This is a genomic window from Bradyrhizobium sp. (assembly GCF_035935975.1).
Classification (GTDB): domain Bacteria; phylum Pseudomonadota; class Alphaproteobacteria; order Rhizobiales; family Xanthobacteraceae; genus Bradyrhizobium.
Map to the genome: position 1 here is coordinate 410,390 of NZ_DASYWN010000052.1, position 16,618 is coordinate 427,007.

18 protein-coding genes are annotated in these 16,618 nt (G+C 65.5%); all 18 read right to left on the reverse strand.

Going from position 1 to position 16,618, the window contains the following annotated elements; all coding sequences use genetic code 11:
- Positions 1-19: 19 nt before the first annotated feature.
- Entirely contained in the window at positions 20-601 is a 582-nt protein-coding gene (locus tag VGR99_RS32645; protein WP_326904047.1) for a transglycosylase SLT domain-containing protein, read from the reverse strand.
- Positions 552-1,931 (reverse strand): flagellar hook-length control protein FliK, encoded by a 1,380-nt coding sequence (locus tag VGR99_RS32650; protein WP_326904048.1) that lies wholly within the window; start codon positions 1,929-1,931, stop codon positions 552-554. The genes VGR99_RS32645 and VGR99_RS32650 overlap by 50 nt, the downstream gene beginning before the upstream one ends.
- Complete coding sequence (locus VGR99_RS32655) at positions 1,928-3,166, reverse strand: chemotaxis protein (protein ID WP_326904049.1); 1,239 nt, start codon at positions 3,164-3,166, stop codon at positions 1,928-1,930. Before VGR99_RS32655 ends, VGR99_RS32650 begins: the two co-directional genes overlap by 4 nt.
- A complete protein-coding gene (locus tag VGR99_RS32660) occupies positions 3,163-4,470 on the reverse strand; it encodes a MotB family protein (protein ID WP_326904050.1) in 1,308 nt (435 codons plus the stop codon). Before VGR99_RS32660 ends, VGR99_RS32655 begins: the two co-directional genes overlap by 4 nt.
- A gap of 5 nt (positions 4,471-4,475) precedes the next feature.
- Positions 4,476-5,186, reverse strand: a complete 711-nt coding sequence (locus VGR99_RS32665; RefSeq protein WP_326904051.1) for a hypothetical protein — start codon at positions 5,184-5,186, stop codon at positions 4,476-4,478.
- Positions 5,183-6,811 (reverse strand): flagellar basal-body MS-ring/collar protein FliF, encoded by a 1,629-nt coding sequence (gene fliF, locus VGR99_RS32670; RefSeq protein WP_326904052.1) that lies wholly within the window; start codon positions 6,809-6,811, stop codon positions 5,183-5,185. The genes VGR99_RS32665 and fliF overlap by 4 nt, the downstream gene beginning before the upstream one ends.
- A 304-nt stretch (positions 6,812-7,115) precedes the next feature.
- Positions 7,116-8,024, reverse strand: coding sequence for a flagellin (locus VGR99_RS32675; RefSeq protein ID WP_326904053.1), 909 nt, complete (start codon positions 8,022-8,024; stop codon positions 7,116-7,118).
- A 268-nt stretch (positions 8,025-8,292) separates the two neighbouring features.
- Positions 8,293-9,201: a flagellin gene (locus tag VGR99_RS32680; protein ID WP_326904054.1), complete on the reverse strand. Its 909-nt coding sequence runs from the start codon at positions 9,199-9,201 to the stop codon at positions 8,293-8,295.
- 267 nt (positions 9,202-9,468) lie between these two features.
- Positions 9,469-10,374 carry a flagellin gene (locus VGR99_RS32685; protein ID WP_326904055.1) on the reverse strand — a complete coding sequence of 302 codons (906 nt, stop codon included), beginning with the start codon at positions 10,372-10,374 and terminating at the stop codon, positions 9,469-9,471.
- A 276-nt stretch (positions 10,375-10,650) separates the two neighbouring features.
- Complete coding sequence (fliP, locus tag VGR99_RS32690; protein ID WP_326904056.1) at positions 10,651-11,391, reverse strand: flagellar type III secretion system pore protein FliP; 741 nt, start codon at positions 11,389-11,391, stop codon at positions 10,651-10,653.
- Positions 11,388-11,831: a flagellar basal body-associated FliL family protein gene (locus VGR99_RS32695; protein WP_326904090.1), complete on the reverse strand. Its 444-nt coding sequence runs from the start codon at positions 11,829-11,831 to the stop codon at positions 11,388-11,390. Before VGR99_RS32695 ends, fliP begins: the two co-directional genes overlap by 4 nt.
- A gap of 42 nt (positions 11,832-11,873) precedes the next feature.
- On the reverse strand, positions 11,874-12,581 hold the full coding sequence (flgH, locus tag VGR99_RS32700) for a flagellar basal body L-ring protein FlgH (protein WP_326904057.1): 708 nt from the start codon (positions 12,579-12,581) through the stop codon (positions 11,874-11,876).
- The gene (locus VGR99_RS32705) at positions 12,582-13,364 is read right to left on the reverse strand and encodes a MotE family protein (RefSeq protein ID WP_326904058.1); all 783 of its coding nucleotides are present in this window, start codon (positions 13,362-13,364) and stop codon (positions 12,582-12,584) included. It lies immediately after the preceding gene.
- Between the two features lie 67 nt (positions 13,365-13,431).
- A complete protein-coding gene (gene flgI, locus VGR99_RS32710) occupies positions 13,432-14,562 on the reverse strand; it encodes a flagellar basal body P-ring protein FlgI (protein WP_326904059.1) in 1,131 nt (376 codons plus the stop codon).
- Positions 14,559-15,035, reverse strand: a complete 477-nt coding sequence (gene flgA / locus VGR99_RS32715) for a flagellar basal body P-ring formation chaperone FlgA (protein ID WP_326904060.1) — start codon at positions 15,033-15,035, stop codon at positions 14,559-14,561. The genes flgI and flgA overlap by 4 nt, the downstream gene beginning before the upstream one ends.
- Positions 15,036-15,048: 13 nt before the next feature.
- Complete coding sequence (gene flgG, locus VGR99_RS32720) at positions 15,049-15,840, reverse strand: flagellar basal-body rod protein FlgG (protein ID WP_326904061.1); 792 nt, start codon at positions 15,838-15,840, stop codon at positions 15,049-15,051.
- A gap of 18 nt (positions 15,841-15,858) precedes the next feature.
- Entirely contained in the window at positions 15,859-16,188 is a 330-nt protein-coding gene (locus VGR99_RS32725; RefSeq protein WP_326904062.1) for a flagellar hook-basal body complex protein FliE, read from the reverse strand.
- Positions 16,189-16,190: 2 nt separating this feature from the next.
- On the reverse strand, positions 16,191-16,607 hold the full coding sequence (flgC, locus tag VGR99_RS32730) for a flagellar basal body rod protein FlgC (RefSeq protein WP_326904063.1): 417 nt from the start codon (positions 16,605-16,607) through the stop codon (positions 16,191-16,193).
- Positions 16,608-16,618 lie beyond the last annotated feature (11 nt).

The window sequence follows — 16,618 nt, forward strand, 5'->3', positions numbered from 1 at the left end:
AACTTTCGGTATGCTCGGCTCATGTCGTCTTCGGTTGACAGAACGAGCGCGCCTTGTCGGTCCACGCGCCGAAGCCGCTGGAGACGAGATGCGCGACGATGTGGCAGACGTAGCGCTTCTGCGCCGGCTGGTTGTTGGGGCCCGCGTTGTAGCGCGCGACCGCCATGGTCCAGCTGCCTTCGCGCTGCTTCAGCTCCTTGAGGAAGCGCGCGGCGTATTCCACGTTCTTGGCGGGATCGAACATCGCACGCACCGAGTCGAACTTGTCGCCGTGGTAATAGTGGTTGATCTGCATGCAACCGAGGTCGATCAGCTTGATGCCCTTGGCGCGCATCGCCTCGAAATTCGCGATCGCATCGTTCATGTCCTTGGCGAACACGGTCTGACCGTCGGCGCCGAGTGCGTAAGGATAGAGCGCGCCGCGTCGTCCGGTCTCGGTCAGGCCGACCGCATAGAGAATGCCGAGCGGAATCCCGTGCTGCTGGGACGCGCGCGCCATCTCGCGCTCGCAGGGGCGCGCAGTGTCGGTCGCCGCTGCCGCGGCGCCTGCGTTACAGATAAACAGGGCCGCGGCGAGTCTGCTGGCCCACGTCCTGATCATGACGGGTCTCCTGATTGGACTGGCGCTCCTGGCGAGCCTGCCTCGCGCCTCCGTCCGATTGTCCCGACGACGAGCCGGTGCCGTCGAACGCACCTTGCGACTGGGACGATGGCTGTTGCTGGCCCGAGAACTGCGGTTGCGACTGCGATTGCGACTGGCCGGAACCGCTCTGGAATCCATCCAGCGAGCCGTGCTGGACCGGCGCGACGTCGGCGACGTAGCCGGCCGACTGCATCAGGTCGCGGATCTGGTCGCGCTGCTGATCCAGCATCGCGCTGGTGTCCTTGCGTTCGGCAGCAAGCTGAACCGAGACCTCGGTGCCGACGAGACGAAGGCGCACGGTGACGTTGCCGAGTTGCGGCGGTTCGAGATTGATGGTCAGAATCTTGAGCGGCTCTTGCGCATTGGTCTGTGACGTTGCGAGATCGGGTACCGCGGCCGCTGCCGGCGCCGCCGTCTCCTTCAACTCGGTGATGACCGCGTTGGCGACCTGTTGCGGCGCGTTGAATTGCGCGGGCGGCAGATGGGTCTCTTGCTGGACCACGGTGACCTTGGTCGTCTCGGGCAATGTTTCCCGCGCCGAGGCCTTGACCGCGCGTTCCACATTGGCCGTGACGGCCTCGAATCCCGACGTGACGGGCATAGGCTTCGACGCGGCGTCGCCACCCTGCGCTGCTGTTGCCTGCGAAGTTGCCGCCGCCTGCGAAGCCGGGCCCTGCGCGCGCGGTCCGGCTGGCGCGGCAGCAGATGGCGTGGAATCGACCGCCGCCGCCGCCTTCGCTGAACTGACACCCTGAACGTCGGGCTTCGTGGCGGACGATCGCTCGTCGCGTGTGGACACGTCCTTCTTGTCACCCGCTGCCGATTGCGGCTGCGGCGTCATCGCGGGCGCCGCCGCGACTTGCTGACCGACGATCGCAGCGATGCTCGGCCGGCTCTGGACGTCCGCCTTCACCACCTGGTCGATTGGAACCTGCTTGTCCGCCGAAGTGTCGGAGGCCTCGTCCGACTTATCGGCCGCCTTGGGCTCCTTCGCGTCGGCGCGCTTGTGCACCGTCTCGTCAGTCGTGTCCGCAGTATCCGTCTTGTCCTTCTCGACCGGATGCGCCAGGCGCGTGCGCAGCGTTCCCGCTTTCACGGTCGTGTCGCTGCCCTCGTCGTTCAATGCCCGCTTCGCCATATTCGAGACGGTGTGAAGCAGGTCGTTGAACGAGGAATCCGCCTGCGATTTCGTTCCGGTGCCCTTCGCCGAACGCGACGTCCCGCGCATGTTGAGGCTCTCGGCGAGACCGGAAAAGAGCTGCCCGGAGGTTCCGCTGAGCTTGGTCATGGACGGCGATCCCTGGTGAGGAGTTCGAGTTCGCCGAGCTGCTTCTGCGCGCGTGCGAGGGTCGCGGTCGATGATGCGAGATCGACACGCGCCGGCGTGATCGGCGGCTTTTCGGCGGCCGCGGCGGGGCCACCCGCAAACGGCTTGCGGACGTCGAGCGCGAGCTGGACCGTGGCATTCAGGAGCGGCACGTCGCGCTCAGGCAGCTTCGACCGGTCGAGCGCCTTGAGTTCGGCGAGACCGCCGTCGTACTCGTCGGTCAGCACGCGCGAGACGCCGCGGAAAAGATGCGCACGCTCGCGCTCCGGCGAGTTGTCGGCGCTGAGCGTCAGTGCCCGTTCGCCGGCGAGCCGTGCCACGGTCATCCGTCCGCGCAGCATCGCACTGCGCGCGATGATGAGATAGAGCTTGAGGCGGCTCGAGCGGTCGATCTGCTCCAGCAAGGTGACGATCCGGGCGAAACGGCGCTCGTCGAGCGCAAGGCTCGATTGCGTCAGGCCCGAGGAGAAGCGCTGCCAGAAATCGCCGGCATAAATCGAGTTGCGGTAGTGGCGGATATAGGCAAGTGTCAGGAACTCGAACTTGTCGAAATCCTCGGCCTGCCCGACCAGCAGGATCTCGCGCCGCAACGCCGCCTCCTCCACGAGCGTGCCGGGCAGGAGCAGGCGCGCGTCGTCCAGGCGCTCGATCGCGAGCGATGCCTCGCTGCGCGCGAACAGCGCGCCCTGCACCAGCGCGACCTGCCCGCCCAGGCCCGACGAAATCGTCCGCGGCTTGACGTCCTTGAGCAGCTCGCGCGCCTCGTCCTGACGGCCCTCGACATAGGCGAGCGCGCCATCGAACAGCCGAGTGTCGACGTTGATCTTGTCGCGCGGCAGCTTGCGGACCACTTGCGGCGCACCGCCGCTGAGCAGGTAGATGACGACGGCCTGGCCGTTCTGCGGGTTGCTCCAAACGTTCGGATCGGCGGCGAGAAACTTCTCGCCAATCTGCCGGATCAACGCGATGTGGCTGGCATGTGCCGCAGTGTCACCGCTGGCGATGCCGTCCTGCACCGCCTGCAATCCGCGCACGAGTTCATAAGGTTCGTTCGCTGTCGATGCCGGTGCAGGTGCAGGTGTCGGCTCTGCTGCTGGCGGTGCCGATGCGGGAGCCGGCGCCGACTCCGCCAATACGCGCGCCGGCGCCAGCGGCAACGCCAGCAACATCGCTGCACAGAGGAGCGGCCTGATCAAGGACGCTTCTCCCGGATCAGGATCTCGATACGGCGGTTCTGCGCGGCCGCCGGGTCGTTCTGGATCTTCGGCCGCCGGTCGGCATAGCCTTCGACATGCTCGATCCGCTGCGCATCGACGCCGGAGCGAACCAGCATGTAATAGGCCATCTGCGCGCGCGCCGTCGACAGCCGCCAATTGTCGTAGTTCTCCGACTTGTACGGCCGATTATCGGTGTGGCCGCGCACGATGATCACGCCCTGGCGTTTGGTCAGCAGCGGCCCGATCTTGTCGATCACGCGGATCAGCTCCGGCCGCGGCTCGGCCGAGCCGACCGCGAACATGCCGAAGCTCGCATCGTCGGTCAGGCTGATCAGAAGGCCCTCCTCGACCTGACGCACCTCGGCCACGGGTCCAGCGCCGGCCTTGATGTCCGACAGCGCATCCGCGATCGCGGACTGAAGCTGCTTCACCGTCGGCTGCTGAGTCTGCGCCGCGTCGCGCGGCTCGGATTCCTTCGGCGTATCGTTGGGACGCGCCTGCGCGGCCGGCTGCGCGTTCGCCTGCTGGCGGGTCTCACGGGACGATTGCGACGGCGCGGGCCCAGGCGGCAGCAGCGGCGAAAGGTTCGCGGACGAGGCGTCCGCGTTCGGAGCTATGCTTCCGCCGGCATCGTCCTGCGGGGCGCGGCGCGCTTGCGGCTCGCCCTGTCCCGTTCCGGACGCGCTGTCGCGCGCGGTCGCATTCGGCTTAGGCTCACTGTCGATGAAGCGATCCGCATCCTTGGACGATTGTGGCGCGAGCTTCCAATAACCGGGATCAAAGGGATCGCGATAGGCATCGCCGCCCTTGAGACCGTCCTCTTCGGCCGAGGTCAGCGCACCCGCGCGACGCTGGCCCGAGGACTGGTTCGAGCTATTGGCGATCTCGGCAAGCGTTGCAAAGGGATCGCGGAACAGGACCTTCTCTTCGAAGGAAGCCGGCTTCTCCGCCGTCGGCGAGTCGCCGCGACGCTCCTCGTTCGGCCCCGCCGGCTGGCGCTTGCCATCCTGACCCTCGAACTGCGTCGGCTCCTTCTTGGAGAGATCCTTGAGGCCCTTCGGCGCAGGCGCGTTCTCGGCGAGCTTGATCGGATTGAAATAGCTCGCGACCACCTGCTTCTGGTCCTGGTTGAGCGCGTTGAGCAGCCACATGACCAGGAAGAACGCCATCATCGCGGTCATGAAGTCCGCGTAGGCGATCTTCCATACGCCGCCGTGATGCGCCTCCTCGGCGAAGGCGCTGCGCCGGCGGACGATGACGAGCTCTTGCTTGACCTCTTCCATGGTTGCTACCGGCGCGCTTCCTTCAGGCGTTCGCCCCAGGCCGCGATCTGCGTCTCGATCACGGTCTGGTCGGCAACGACGCGGACCTCTACGGTTTCGGCGGGCTCGTATTCGATGCCCGTTCGCCTGGCGGCCTCGAGCTGCGTCCTCACGAGATCAAGCAGCTCGCTCGGGCCCGTGACCTTGAACGCCGGCGCCGGCGAATTGCCTGTCAAAGCCGCAATCTGCTCGACGAGCGACCCGATCGCCTTGTCGCGAACCGCGTCGGCGAGGAACGGCAGCAAGATTCGCGCGACGGAGCTGGCGATGTTGGTCTCGATCTCGCGGCAAGCCGCCTCGAAGCCGCTCACGATCGCGACAGCCTGCTGGTCGGTCCATTTCGAGCGCTCCTCGCCGAGCCGGATCGCGCTGCGGACGCGTTCCTCGGCCACCCGGGCATCGCCTTCGGCAACACCGGCGGCATGACCGCGGCGATAGGCATCCTCAAGCAGATTGGCCGGCGGGGTTTCGGGCTCGGGCGCCGGTGGCGGCGACTGAAGCTGCGGCTGCTGGTCCGGCTGCGATTGAGGCGGACGCTGCGGCTGGGCCTGCGGCTCGCGCCGGGCCTCCTTCGGCCTCGTCAGCACGTCCTGGATCTTGGGCGGCGGAGGCGGCGGCGACTTGACCCGGCCATTCGCGTCGAACTGCGTCAGGAGTTTTCCGATTGCCGCGTTCATGCCGCCTCCTCGCGTCGCATCCAGTCTTTAAGGATCGCTGCTGCCTGCATCTGATCGAGCCGGACGATCTGCTCCAGCCGCTTCTGCGGCGTCCGCTGCATCTTGCCCTCGAGGTCCTCGACGAGGTTGAGCTCGGGGTCCGAGCTCTCGGTCAATGCGAGGGCCGCGGCCGCTTCGAGCTCTGCGGCCTCGGCCGCCTCGGTCTGCTCCTGCGCCGCACGATGGGTCAGGATGCCGTTGACCGCCGGCCGCAGGCCGAACCAGACCAGCATCGAGGCGACGGCCAGGATCGTGACCGCGTTGATGACGCTGCCGAGCTGCTTGTTGATCATCTCGACGAAGCTGATCGGCGGCACCGGCGCCAGTTCGCGCGAGCCTTCGATGAAGTCGACGGCGGTGACCTGGATCTGGTCGCCACGCGTCTTGTCCAGTCCGCCGGCCGTCGCCGCGAGCTGGCTGATCTCGGCGAGCTTGCTGTCGACGATGGCCTGGTTGCTCTTGTCGCCGAGATCGGCGACAAGACGCGCGCGGTTGACCAGGACGGCGATGAAGAGCTTCTTCACCGAATAACCGTCGCTCACCGTCGTCGTGGTCTTCGACGACACCTCGAAATTGGTGACGTCCTCGCGGCGGCTCTTGTCTTCGCTGGAATTCTTGGTGCCGCCGGAGTTGACCTGCTGGTCGGGGAGATTCTGCTGCACTGTGGTCGGCGTCGACCGGTCCGCGTTCTGCGACTTCTCGTTTTCACGGACGTTTCGCACCGAGCGCTCGGCCCGGCTTTCCGGATCATAGACGGTCTCGTTGGTCTGCCGCTTGTCGGTGGAGAGCTGCGGCGAGACGCTGACCTCGAAATTGTCCAGGCCCAGATACGGCGTCAGCGCCTTGCGGATGTTCTCCTGAACCATGCCGCCGACCGTCTTCTGGAGGGTCGCCATCTTGGTCGGCGCCGCGCTCGCCTCGTCCTCTTCGGCGAGCAGCATGGAGCCGTCGGCATCCAGCACCGTCACCTTGTCCTTGCTCATGCCGGGGATGGCGGCCGCCACGAGATGGCGGATCGACTGCGCGGTGCGCGCCTCGATCGCACCATCGGTGCGCAGCACGACCGATGCCGAAGGCGGCTGCTGGGTCGCGCGGAACGAGCCGCGCACCGGCAGCACGATATGCACCCGCGCCGCCTTCACGCCCTTCATCAGCTGGACGGTGCGCGCGATCTCGCCCTCGAGCGCGCGCAGCTTCGTCACTTCCTGCATGAAGGATGTCAGGCCGAGCGAGCCGATCTTGTCGAACAGCTCGTAGCCGGAGTTGGCGCTGGTCGGCAGGCCCTTCTCGGCGAGCAGCATCCGCGCCTGCATGGTCTGGCTGGGGCGTACCGAGACGGCGTCGCCGGCGGTATTGACGTCGAAGGCGATGTTCTGCTCGCGCAGCGCGGCGCCCATGCGCGTCACGTCCTCACGGGTCAGACCCGTGTAGAGCGTCTCGAATTCAGGCCGGCTCAGATAATACGCGCCGCCGACCACGGTGACGAGCACGGCAAAGCCGATCAATCCCAAGGCCATCAGGCGTCGCGGACCAAGCTCCAGCAGATTATTGAGCAGTTGCTGTATCTGCGCACGACTGAACAGCATATGACCTCGTACCAATGCGAACGTAGAGGACACTCCGCTGCCAACCTTGTCTGAAGGTTGCGCGGCAACACGAATGTGTCAGTTCGCAGGCGCGGCGTTGCAATTTTGCAGGAATCTTGTCCCACGCAATCGATTCAGCACCGGCAATCGGGCGCGCGAGCGCATGGCAGCGCAACCGGCTGCGGCGTGCTGGCTGAAATCTGGCGTCGGGATGTCGATTGCGGGCACGTCATGTGCCGTCAAAACCGCCGGTCACGGCGGGACCGTGCTCCCATGGGAGCACGGTCGTTTCCAAAGCCGAAGCTTACTTGAACAGCGACAGGATGCTCTGGCTGTTCTGGTTGGCGATCGAGAGCGCCTGAACGCCGAGCTGCTGCTGGGTCTGCAGTGCCTGGAGGCGGGTCGATTCCGCGTTCATGTCGGCGTCGACGAGCTGGCCGATACCGCGATCAACCGAGTCCATCAGGGTCTTGACGAATTCGGTGTTGGTCGCGACGCGGTTCTTGACGGCGCCGAGCTCGGCGGCGGCCGAAGCGACCGAGTTGATCGCAGCGGTGACCTGCGCGATGTAGGTATCGAGCGTGGTCTGGTCGCTCGCCGCGTCGGTCAGCGACTTGATGTCCATGTTGGCGACCGAGACAGCGCCGGTCGACTCCAGAATACCGGTCGAGCCCGAGGCGCTGTAGAGCGAGAAGTTGGCGATCGTCAGGGTGATCTTGCCGATGGTGGGCGTGCCACTGACGCGGGAGAACGACGACACCAGGTCGAAGGTCGCCGGGGTCGAGGAGGTCGCGCTCAGCCAGTTCACGCCGTTGAAGGTCGCCGCATCCGCGGTGTTCTTCATCTGGTCCTGGATCTGGGTGATGTCGGCCTGGATCTTGGCGCGGTCGATACCGGCGGTCTTGGCTTCAACCAGCAGCGCCTGGAGCTTGGTCAGGCCGCCGGTCTTGTCGCCGACTACGGCGGTCAGAGCGGTATATTCGGTGTCGACGGTCGCAGCCGACAGGCCGAGCGAGTCGGACACCGCGGAGAGCGCCGCGTTGTCGGCGCGCATCGAGGTGGCGATCGACCAGTAGGCAGCGTTGTCCGAAGCGGTCGAGACGCGCTGGCCGGTCGAGATCCGGTTCTGCGTGGTCGCGAGCTGCGAGCTGACGTTGCGGAGGGTCTGCAGCGCGGTCATTGCAGACGAGTTGGTGAGAAGGCTAGAACTCATGTTGACGTCCCCTGGAAATAGAATGATTTTGTGGGACATACCGGGCTTGCACCGGTACGGCAGGGCGGCATCATGCCTTTGAGCTGCGGAAACCCGCGCTCAACCTGTCGTAACGGTGGCGATAGCACGCGAAGTTTGTGCGAGGCTTGTGGCTCCGTGACCAGGCCATAATGGTGCAGCCGAAATCACGACGTGCACGTGAGCTCACGCCAAATGAAAAGGGCCGCGCTTCTTGCGAAGCGCGGCCCCCGTCAGATGGTCTTCAGACTTAGCGGAACAGCGACAGGATGCTCTGGCTGTTCTGGTTGGCGATCGAGAGCGCCTGAACGCCGAGCTGCTGCTGGGTCTGCAGCGCCTGGAGGCGGGTCGATTCCGCGTTCATGTCGGCGTCGACGAGCTGGCCGATACCGCGATCAACCGAGTCCATCAGGGTCTTGACGAATTCGGTGTTGGTCGAGACGCGGTTCTTGACGGCGCCGAGGTCGGCGGCGGCCGAAGCGACCGAGTTGATCGCAGCGGTGACCTGCGCGATGTAGGTATCGAGCGTGGTCTGGTCGGTGGCCGCGTCGGTCAGCGAAGTGATGTCCATGTTGGCGACCGAGACAGCGCCGGTCGACTCCAGAATACCGGTCGAGCCGGAGGCGCTGTAGAGCGAGTAGGTGGCGATCGTCAGGGTGATCTTGCCGATCGTGGGCGTGCCGCCGACGCGGGAGAACGACGACACCAGGTCGAAGGTCGCCGGGGTCGAGGACGTCGCGCTCAGCCAGTTCACGCCGTTGAAGGTCGCCGCATCCGCGGTGTTCTTCATCTGGTCCTGGATCTGGGTGATGTCGGCCTGGATCTTGGCGCGGTCGATACCGGCGGTCTTGGCTTCGACCAGCAGTGCCTGGAGCTTGGTCAGGCCGCCGGTCTTGTCGCCGACGACGGCGGTCAGAGCGGTATATTCGGTGTCGACGGTCGCAGCCGACAGGCCGAGCGAGTCGGACACCGCGGAGAGCGCCGCGTTGTCGGCGCGCATCGAGGTGGCGATCGACCAGTAGGCCGCGTTGTCCGAAGCGGTCGCGACGCGCTGGCCGGTCGAGATCCGGTTCTGCGTGGTCGCGAGCTGCGAGCTGACGTTGCGGAGGGTCTGCAGCGCGGTCATTGCAGACGAGTTGGTGAGAAGGCTAGAACCCATTTTGATGTCCCTTTGAGATTGTTGGATTGGGGACATACCGGACTTGCACCGGTACGACAGGGCGGCGTCATGCCTTTGGGCTGCGGAAAACCGGTTAGGGCCCAACCTGTCGTAGCGACGACCCTAACCCGCGAAGCTTGTGTGGGGCTTGTGGCTCTGTGGCCTGACTGCAACACGGCAGCCGAAATTGCGGCGCGCGTAGCGGTCCGCCAAATGAAAGGGCCGCGCTTCGCGAGAAGCGCGGCCCTCCCTGGATCGTCTAAGGGCTTAGCGGAACAGCGACAGGATGCTCTGGCTGCTGTTGTTGGCGATCGAGAGCGCCTGCACGCCGAGCTGCTGCTGGACCTGGAGGGCCGCCAGGCGGGTCGATTCCTGGTTCATGTCGGCGTCGACGAGCTGGCCGATACCGCGATCAACCGAGTCCATCAGCGACTTCACGAACTCGGTGTTGGTCGAGATACGGTTCTTGACGGCACCGAGGTCGGCGGCGGCCGAAGCAACCGAGTTGATCGCAGCGGTGACCTGCGCGATGTAGGTATCGAGCGTGGTCTGGTCGCTCGCCGCGTCGGTCAGCGAAGTGATGTCCATGTTGGCGACCGAGACAGCGCCGGTCGACTCCAGAAGACCGGTCGAGCCGCCGGCGCTGTAGAGCGTATAGGTGGCCGTGGTCAGAGTGATCGCGCCCGTGGTCGGCGTGCTGCCGACGCGGGAGAACGACGACACGAGGCTGACGGTCGTCGGCGTCGAGGAGGTCGCGCTCAGCCAGTTCACGCCGTTGAAGGTCGCCGCATCCGAGGTGCTCTTCATCTGGTCCTGGATCTGGGTGATGTCGGCCTGGATCTTGGAGCGGTCGATACCGGCGGTCTTGGCTTCGACCAGCAGCGACTGCAGCTTGGTCAGACCGGAGTTCTTGTCGCCGATGACCGTGTTCAGAGCGGTGTATTCGGTGTCGACGGTCGCAGCCGACAGACCGAGCGAGTCGGAGACCGCGGAGAGCGCCGCGTTGTCGGCGCGCATCGAGGTGGCGATCGACCAGTAGGCGGCGTTGTCCGAAGCGGTCGAGACGCGCTGGCCGGTCGAGATGCGGGTCTGCGTGGAGGAGAGTTGCGAACTCACAGACCGCAGGGTCTGGAGTGCGGTCATGGCGGTCGAGTTCGTAAGCAGGCTTGACATTGCGAATGTCCCTTTGATGTACGCGTTACATTTTCATGAGGGGACATACCGGGCTTTCACCGGTACGGAGGGGCGGCATCATGCCTTTGGACTGATGTGGGTGGGGTCCAACCCGCCGTGCCCAATTGCTACCACGCCAAATCTTGCGCGCAGCTTAAGATCAGCTTGAATTTCGCAGCAAAATCATATGGTTAACATTACCCACCGCTAACCATAAGGCGGTACTTCTCGCTAACTATAGACCTGCACTTCCCGCTAACCATACCCCGGTGGCCGCTACGAGAACGACCGCACCAGTCCGGAGGCGAGCAGGTTCCAGCCGTCGATCAGCACGAAGAACAGCATCTTGAACGGCAATGCGATAACCGTCGGCGGCAGCATCATCATGCCCATCGACATGGTCAGTGTCGCCACGATCATGTCGATGACGAGGAACGGCAGCATGATCAGGAAGCCGATCTCGAACGAGCGCCTGAGCTCGGAGATCATGAAGGCCGGAATGATAACGCGCAGATCGATGCGCTTGTCGTCGAACTTCCTGCGGAAGCTCTCGGCTGCGAGCGACTCGAAGGTCTGCAGATCCTTGTCGCGGACATGCGCCAGCATGAACTCGCGGAACGGGTCGGTGATCTTGAGGTAAGCCTCTTCCTCGGAGATCTCGTTCTTCATGAGCGGCTGGACGCCGGTCTCCCAGGCGCGGTCGAAGGTCGGCGCCATCACGTAGAACGTCATGAACAGCGCGAGGCTGATCAGCACCAGGTTGGCCGGCGTGGTCTGGAGGCCGAGACCGGAGCGCAGGAACGACAGCGCCACCGCAAATCGCGTGAAGCTCGTCACCATGATGAGCAGGCCCGGCGCCACCGACAGCACCGTGATCAGCGCCATCAGCTGGATGATGCGGCCGCTGGTCGAGCCGTTGCCGGGCGGCAGCAGCGAGTTGAGGTCCGGAATCTGGGCCAGCGCCACCTCGGGCAGCACGACCAGAACCAACGCGAGCAGCAGGACTCTCACTCTCACTGAATCACCAAGGTCTCAATGATCAATTCGCGGATCTTTCCCGATGAGCGGATGTTGGCGCGCTCGGTCAGGTCGTCGCGCAGATGCTGGAGCCCGCGCGATCCCTCGAACTGCGTCACCGAGGCCGAGCGCAGATAGGTGACGATGTCCTCGCTGACATGGGCAGCCAGAATGCCGGCATCCTCGTCGCTCATGCTCTCGGTCACCATCGAGGCCTCGACCCGGGCCCAGTTGTTGGCCGGCGCGCCGAGATTGGTCACGATCGGGGACAGTTTCCGAAGCCGCGCGCTGCCGGCGTAGCTCGACGCAACCGGCGGCGGCGTGGCGGCCTTCTTCGCGTCCGCGACCCGTTCGGCGGCCGCAAACAGCTGCAGGCCCGCAAGTGCGCCCGCGCCGATCGCGACGAGGGTCAGCACCACGATGGCCGCAATCGTGCGCATCATGTCCGTTGCCTCCGCCGCGAGGCCAGGCGGCCGGAAGCCTCAGAACGGTGCCACGGCGTCATAGATCCGATGTCCCCATCCAGGCTGCTGCACGTCAGACAGATTTCCGCGACCGCCATAGGACACCCGCGCCTCCGCGATCTTCTCGTAGGAGATCGTGTTGGTTCGCGAGATGTCGCGCGGACGCACGATGCCGCCGACGTTGAGCACGCGCATCTCGGTGTTGACGCGGAACTCCTGCGAGCCGCTGATCATCATATTGCCGTTCGGCAACACGTCGGTGACGATGGCGGCGATCGACAGCTTGATGTCCTCGGTGCGGTCGATCTGGCCGTTGCCCTTGATCTGCGTGTTGGTGCTGAGGTTGGCAGTGGTCTGGCCCTTGTCGGCCCATCCTGCGACGTCCATCAGCCAGTCGAGCCCGAACTTGATCTGCGAATCGCGCGAGCGATCGGTCTTGTTGTCGAGCTTGGCCTTGTCCTGCATCGAGATGATCACCGTCACCACGTCGCCGGTGCGCCGGGCACGGGGATCGCGGAAGAGGTCGGTGCCGTCATCCCAGGTCGAGCGATAGCTGACCGGCGTACGCATGCGGGGCGTCACCGGGATCGGGTCGGCCTGCGTCCGCAGGCCGCTGCCGACCGGCGACAGGCGCGGGCCGGTCAGGACTTCGGCCGGATCATTCAAGCACCCGGTCAGGAGCACCGACGACAACAGCAGCGACAGGATGAGGAACGGCTTCTTCATTTACTTGTTCTTTCCGTCGTCCACGCGGCGCATGCCGCCGAGCAGGTCGGCCAGGTGGGCGGCGCGCGCCGTATCCATCTCGTTGAAGATCGCGCTCGAGCTCCTCGGGCTGAGCTTGGCGAGCACGGCGGCGGCGGTCTCGTCGGCCATGCCGGCGATCTGGGTCGCGGCGGCGTCCGGCTTCATGCGCGAATAGATCTCGACGACCTGTGCCTCGGCCTTCTTCAGGAAGTCGTCGCGCAGCGCCATCCACTTCTCGTACTCGGCGCGCTTGGCCTCGACCTCGGCGATCCGCTCACGAAGCAGGGCCTCGGCCTTCTCCAGCTCCTTGAGCTGCCAGGCCAACCGCGCGTCGACGGCAGGGTCGGCCACGTTGCTGCAGAACAGGGCGACTTCGTTGTCCGGGGACACGGCGGCCTGCGGCGGCGCCGGCTTGGGCGGCGCCGTGACGCTGCCGGGCTTGGCAGGCCGAACCGGTGCGGCTGCGGGCGCTTGCGCCTGTGCACGTGGCGGCGTCTCGGGCGCCGGCACTGCGCCGGTGGTCGCCGGCGCGGAATCTTCCGCTGCCCATGCCGTCGCCCGGATCGAGGCGTTGTCGCCTGGAATGGGCGAGGTCGAGAGGGACGGCTTTTGCCCCCCGGGGGCGCGCGCCCGGGCGAAGGACAGCAAGTTGAGCGGCTTCGACGGCTTGGCTTCGTCCAGAGCGAGCGCAGGCGACGCGCTCATGATCGCGGAGGCCGCGATCAGGAGGAGGAGCTTGGCTTTGTGATCCGGTTTCAGCATCGGGCCGCTTGCGATTCTCGGTCGAGACCTGAGCATTGAGCGACCAAGCTTGCACGACGCTTGTGCATCATTGCACGATGACGTCGGCCTGGAGCGCGCCGGCCGTCTTGATCGCCTGGAGGATCGCGATGATGCCGGACGGCTTGAGGCCGATCTGGTTCAATCCGCGCACCAGGCGCTGGAGATCGACGCCGCTCAGGATCGCCACCTGCGATCCGGCCTCGTTGGCCTCGACCACGGTCTGGGGAACGACTACGGTCTGGCCCTGCGAGAACGGTGCCGGCTGCGACACCACGGGAAGCTCCGTGACGCGGACCGTCAGATTGCCGTGCGTCACCGCGACGGTCGATATTCGCACATCCCGCCCGATCACCACCGTACCGGTGCGTTCGTTGATCACCACCCTCGCCGGCGTATCAGGTTCGACCGTCAGCTCGCCGACCTCGGCGAGGAAGCGGACCGGTCCGACATTGCGAGGTTTCGACAGCACGATGGTGCGGTAGTCGCGCTCGAAGGCGATCTGCGACCGGTAGCGGCCGCCCGCGTAGCGGTTGATCGCATCGAGGATGCGGGTTGCGGTGACGAAGTCGGGATTCTTGAGCTCCAGGACCAGGAACTCCATCTCATGCAGGCTTCCCTGCACCTCGCGCTCGACCAGCGCGCCGTTCGGAATCCGCCCGGCCGTCGGCGTGCCCTGGCTGACGTTCTGCGCCTGACCGCCGACGCTGTAACCGGCAACCGTGACCGCGCCTTGCGCCACCGCGTAGACCGCGCCGTCCGCAGCGCGCAGCGACGTCATCACCAGCGTACCGCCGAGCAGCGAGGTCGCATCGCCGAGCGACGACACGGTCACGTCCATCCGCTCGCCGGCGCCGATCGAGGGCAGCAGGTCCGCGGTCACCATCACGGCGGCGACGTTGCGCGTGCGCAGCGTCGTCGGACGTGCCGCATTGGTCGTGCTCGTGGTTTCGTTCCTGACATTGATGCCCATGTTCTCGAGCATCGATTGCAGGGACTGCTCCGTGAACGGAGCGTTGCGGAGCGTGTCGCCGGTACCGTTCAGGCCGATGACGAGGCCGTAGCCGACGATCTGGTTCTCGCGCAGGCCCTTGATGTCCGCGATGTCCTTGATGCGGACGGCGGCCTGGGCGCTGGCGGCGGAAACGAGGAGGACGAGCGCGAGGAGGAATCTGGTCATGACCCGTCCGCGACTTTAACGGTGCCGTCCGGCTGGACGATGGCCCTGATGATCACGCCGGTGTCGGTGTTGCGCACCGGGATCAGCGCGCCGGGCGCGCCCGACTGCATCGCCGAGCCGTAAGTGACGATCGACAGGCCGCTGTCCTCGACCACGACCTTGACCATGGCGCCGCGGGCGATGGTGAAGGGATCCTCCACCGAGTTGGTCGGGATCGGCTGGCCCGGCAGCAGCGCGCGCCGAGCCATGCGGCCGACGAGCACCTGGCGCCCCTCGATGAACGCGGCGACGCCGAGCACGTTCGGCGCGAAGATCCGCTCCGTGATCATGTCGTCCCGGATCAGTTCGCCGGCGCGGATCGAGACCGCCGGCACGGGAAGCCGCTTCTCCTCGGCCACGGCGAGGCGCGCCGAGACCAGAACCAGCAGCACGGCGGCCAACCCGCGCACGATCAGGCCCACCCTGTTCAACATGGACACACCGAAACTAGCGACTGAGACCCTTCGATACGGTCGAAGCCATTTCATCCGAGGCCTGGATGACCTTGGCATTCATCTCGTAGGCGCGCTGCGCCGAGATCAACTCGGTGATCTCCTTGACGGGATCGACGTTCGAGGCTTCGAGATATTGCTGGTTGATCTTGCCGTAGCCGGCATCGCCCGGCAGTCCGACCACCGGCGTACCCGACGCCGTGGTCTCGCGATAGAGGTTGCCGCCGAGCGGCTCGAGGCCGGCCTCGTTGGCGAAATTGGCGAGGTTGAGCTGGCCGATCTGCCGCGCGTTCACTTCCGTGTCCAGCTTGGCGAACACCTGGCCGGTCTGGTTGACCGTGACCTGGACCGTTCCCTGCGGGACCGTGATGGCGGGATCCAGCAGATAGCCGTCGATCGTGACGAGCTGGCCGTTGGCATTCGTGTTGAACGAACCGGCGCGGGTGTATTGCACCTCGTTGTTCGGGCCCAGCACCTGGAACCAGCCGCGACCGTTGATCGCGAGGTCGTAGGGGTTGCCGGTCTGCGTCAGCGCGCCCTGGATGTGCAGCTTGCGGATCGCCGCCGACTTGACGCCGAGGCCGAGATTGGCGCCTTCCGGGATCGGCGAGGAGCCGTTCACGTTCGCCACGCCCTGCATGCGGTCCATCTGGTAGAACAGATCGGTGAATTCCGCACGCGCCCGCTTGTACGAGGTCGAGTTGATGTTGGCGATGTTGTTCGCGATGACTTCGATGTTGGTCTGCTGGGCGTTCATGCCCGTGGCCGCAATGGCGAGCGATTTCACTTACGTCACTCCCTCAGATCAAATCGACATCCGAACGACTTCCTGGTAGGCCTGCACGACCTTGTCGCGAACCGCGACCGCCGTCTGCATGGCCTGCTCGGCCGACATCAGCGCCTCCACGACCTTGCGGGTCGATTCCTTGCCCTGCATCGCCGAGATCGACGCCGCTTCGCCCGCCTTCAGCGTGCCGATCGCGTCCGTCGTCACCTGCTTCATCACCGATTCGAATCCGACGTCGTCGGTCGACTGGATTGCGGTCGGTGCCGCCGGCGCGATGGCCTGCGCCTCGGTGGCACGGCTTACCGCATGGCCGCCGGAAATCGCGGTGGATGAAATCGCTTCAAGCATTGTCAGCTCCTCAGCAGATCGATGGTCATTCCCAGCATCGATCTCACCTGTTTCACGACCTGGAGGTTGGCTTCGTAGGACCGGTTGACTTCCCGCATGTCGGCCATCTCGATCATCATGTTGACGTTCGGCAGCTTGACGTAACCGGCCTTGTCGGCGGCGGGATGTCCCGGATCGTATTCGACGCGGTACGGCGTGGTGTCGACCCCGATCTCCTTGACCTTCGCGAGCTGCGTGCCCGAGGCACGGTCCAGCGCGGCATCGAAGGTGATGGTCTTGCGCTGATACGGATCGGCACCGGCGGTGCGCCCGGTCGACGTCGCGTTGGCGAGGTTTTCAGAAACGATGCGCATACGCGTCGACTGCGCCTCGAGCCCGGAGCTCGCGACAGTCAGGGACGCGCTCAATGAGTCCAGCATGTCAATTCACC

Bases quoted from the DNA above. Each gene is read 5' to 3' on its own strand.
- VGR99_RS32645 (WP_326904047.1), bottom strand. From the start codon at position 601: ATGATCAGGACGTGGGCCAGCAGACTCGCCGCGGCCCTGTTTATCTGT.
- VGR99_RS32665 (WP_326904051.1), bottom strand. From the start codon at position 5,186: ATGAACGCGGCAATCGGAAAACTCCTGACGCAGTTCGACGCGAATGGC.
- VGR99_RS32695 (WP_326904090.1), bottom strand. From the start codon at position 11,831: ATGCGCACGATTGCGGCCATCGTGGTGCTGACCCTCGTCGCGATCGGC.
- VGR99_RS32685 (WP_326904055.1), bottom strand. From the start codon at position 10,374: ATGTCAAGCCTGCTTACGAACTCGACCGCCATGACCGCACTCCAGACC.
- flgI (WP_326904059.1), bottom strand. From the start codon at position 14,562: ATGACCAGATTCCTCCTCGCGCTCGTCCTCCTCGTTTCCGCCGCCAGC.
- VGR99_RS32680 (WP_326904054.1), bottom strand. From the start codon at position 9,201: ATGGGTTCTAGCCTTCTCACCAACTCGTCTGCAATGACCGCGCTGCAG.
- VGR99_RS32650 (WP_326904048.1), bottom strand. From the start codon at position 1,931: ATGACCAAGCTCAGCGGAACCTCCGGGCAGCTCTTTTCCGGTCTCGCC.
- VGR99_RS32705 (WP_326904058.1), bottom strand. From the start codon at position 13,364: ATGCTGAAACCGGATCACAAAGCCAAGCTCCTCCTCCTGATCGCGGCC.
- VGR99_RS32725 (WP_326904062.1), bottom strand. From the start codon at position 16,188: ATGCTTGAAGCGATTTCATCCACCGCGATTTCCGGCGGCCATGCGGTA.
- VGR99_RS32660 (WP_326904050.1), bottom strand. From the start codon at position 4,470: ATGGAAGAGGTCAAGCAAGAGCTCGTCATCGTCCGCCGGCGCAGCGCC.
- flgA (WP_326904060.1), bottom strand. From the start codon at position 15,035: ATGTTGAACAGGGTGGGCCTGATCGTGCGCGGGTTGGCCGCCGTGCTG.
- flgH (WP_326904057.1), bottom strand. From the start codon at position 12,581: ATGAAGAAGCCGTTCCTCATCCTGTCGCTGCTGTTGTCGTCGGTGCTC.
- fliF (WP_326904052.1), bottom strand. From the start codon at position 6,811: ATGCTGTTCAGTCGTGCGCAGATACAGCAACTGCTCAATAATCTGCTG.
- VGR99_RS32675 (WP_326904053.1), bottom strand. From the start codon at position 8,024: ATGAGTTCTAGCCTTCTCACCAACTCGTCTGCAATGACCGCGCTGCAG.
- flgC (WP_326904063.1), bottom strand. From the start codon at position 16,607: ATGCTGGACTCATTGAGCGCGTCCCTGACTGTCGCGAGCTCCGGGCTC.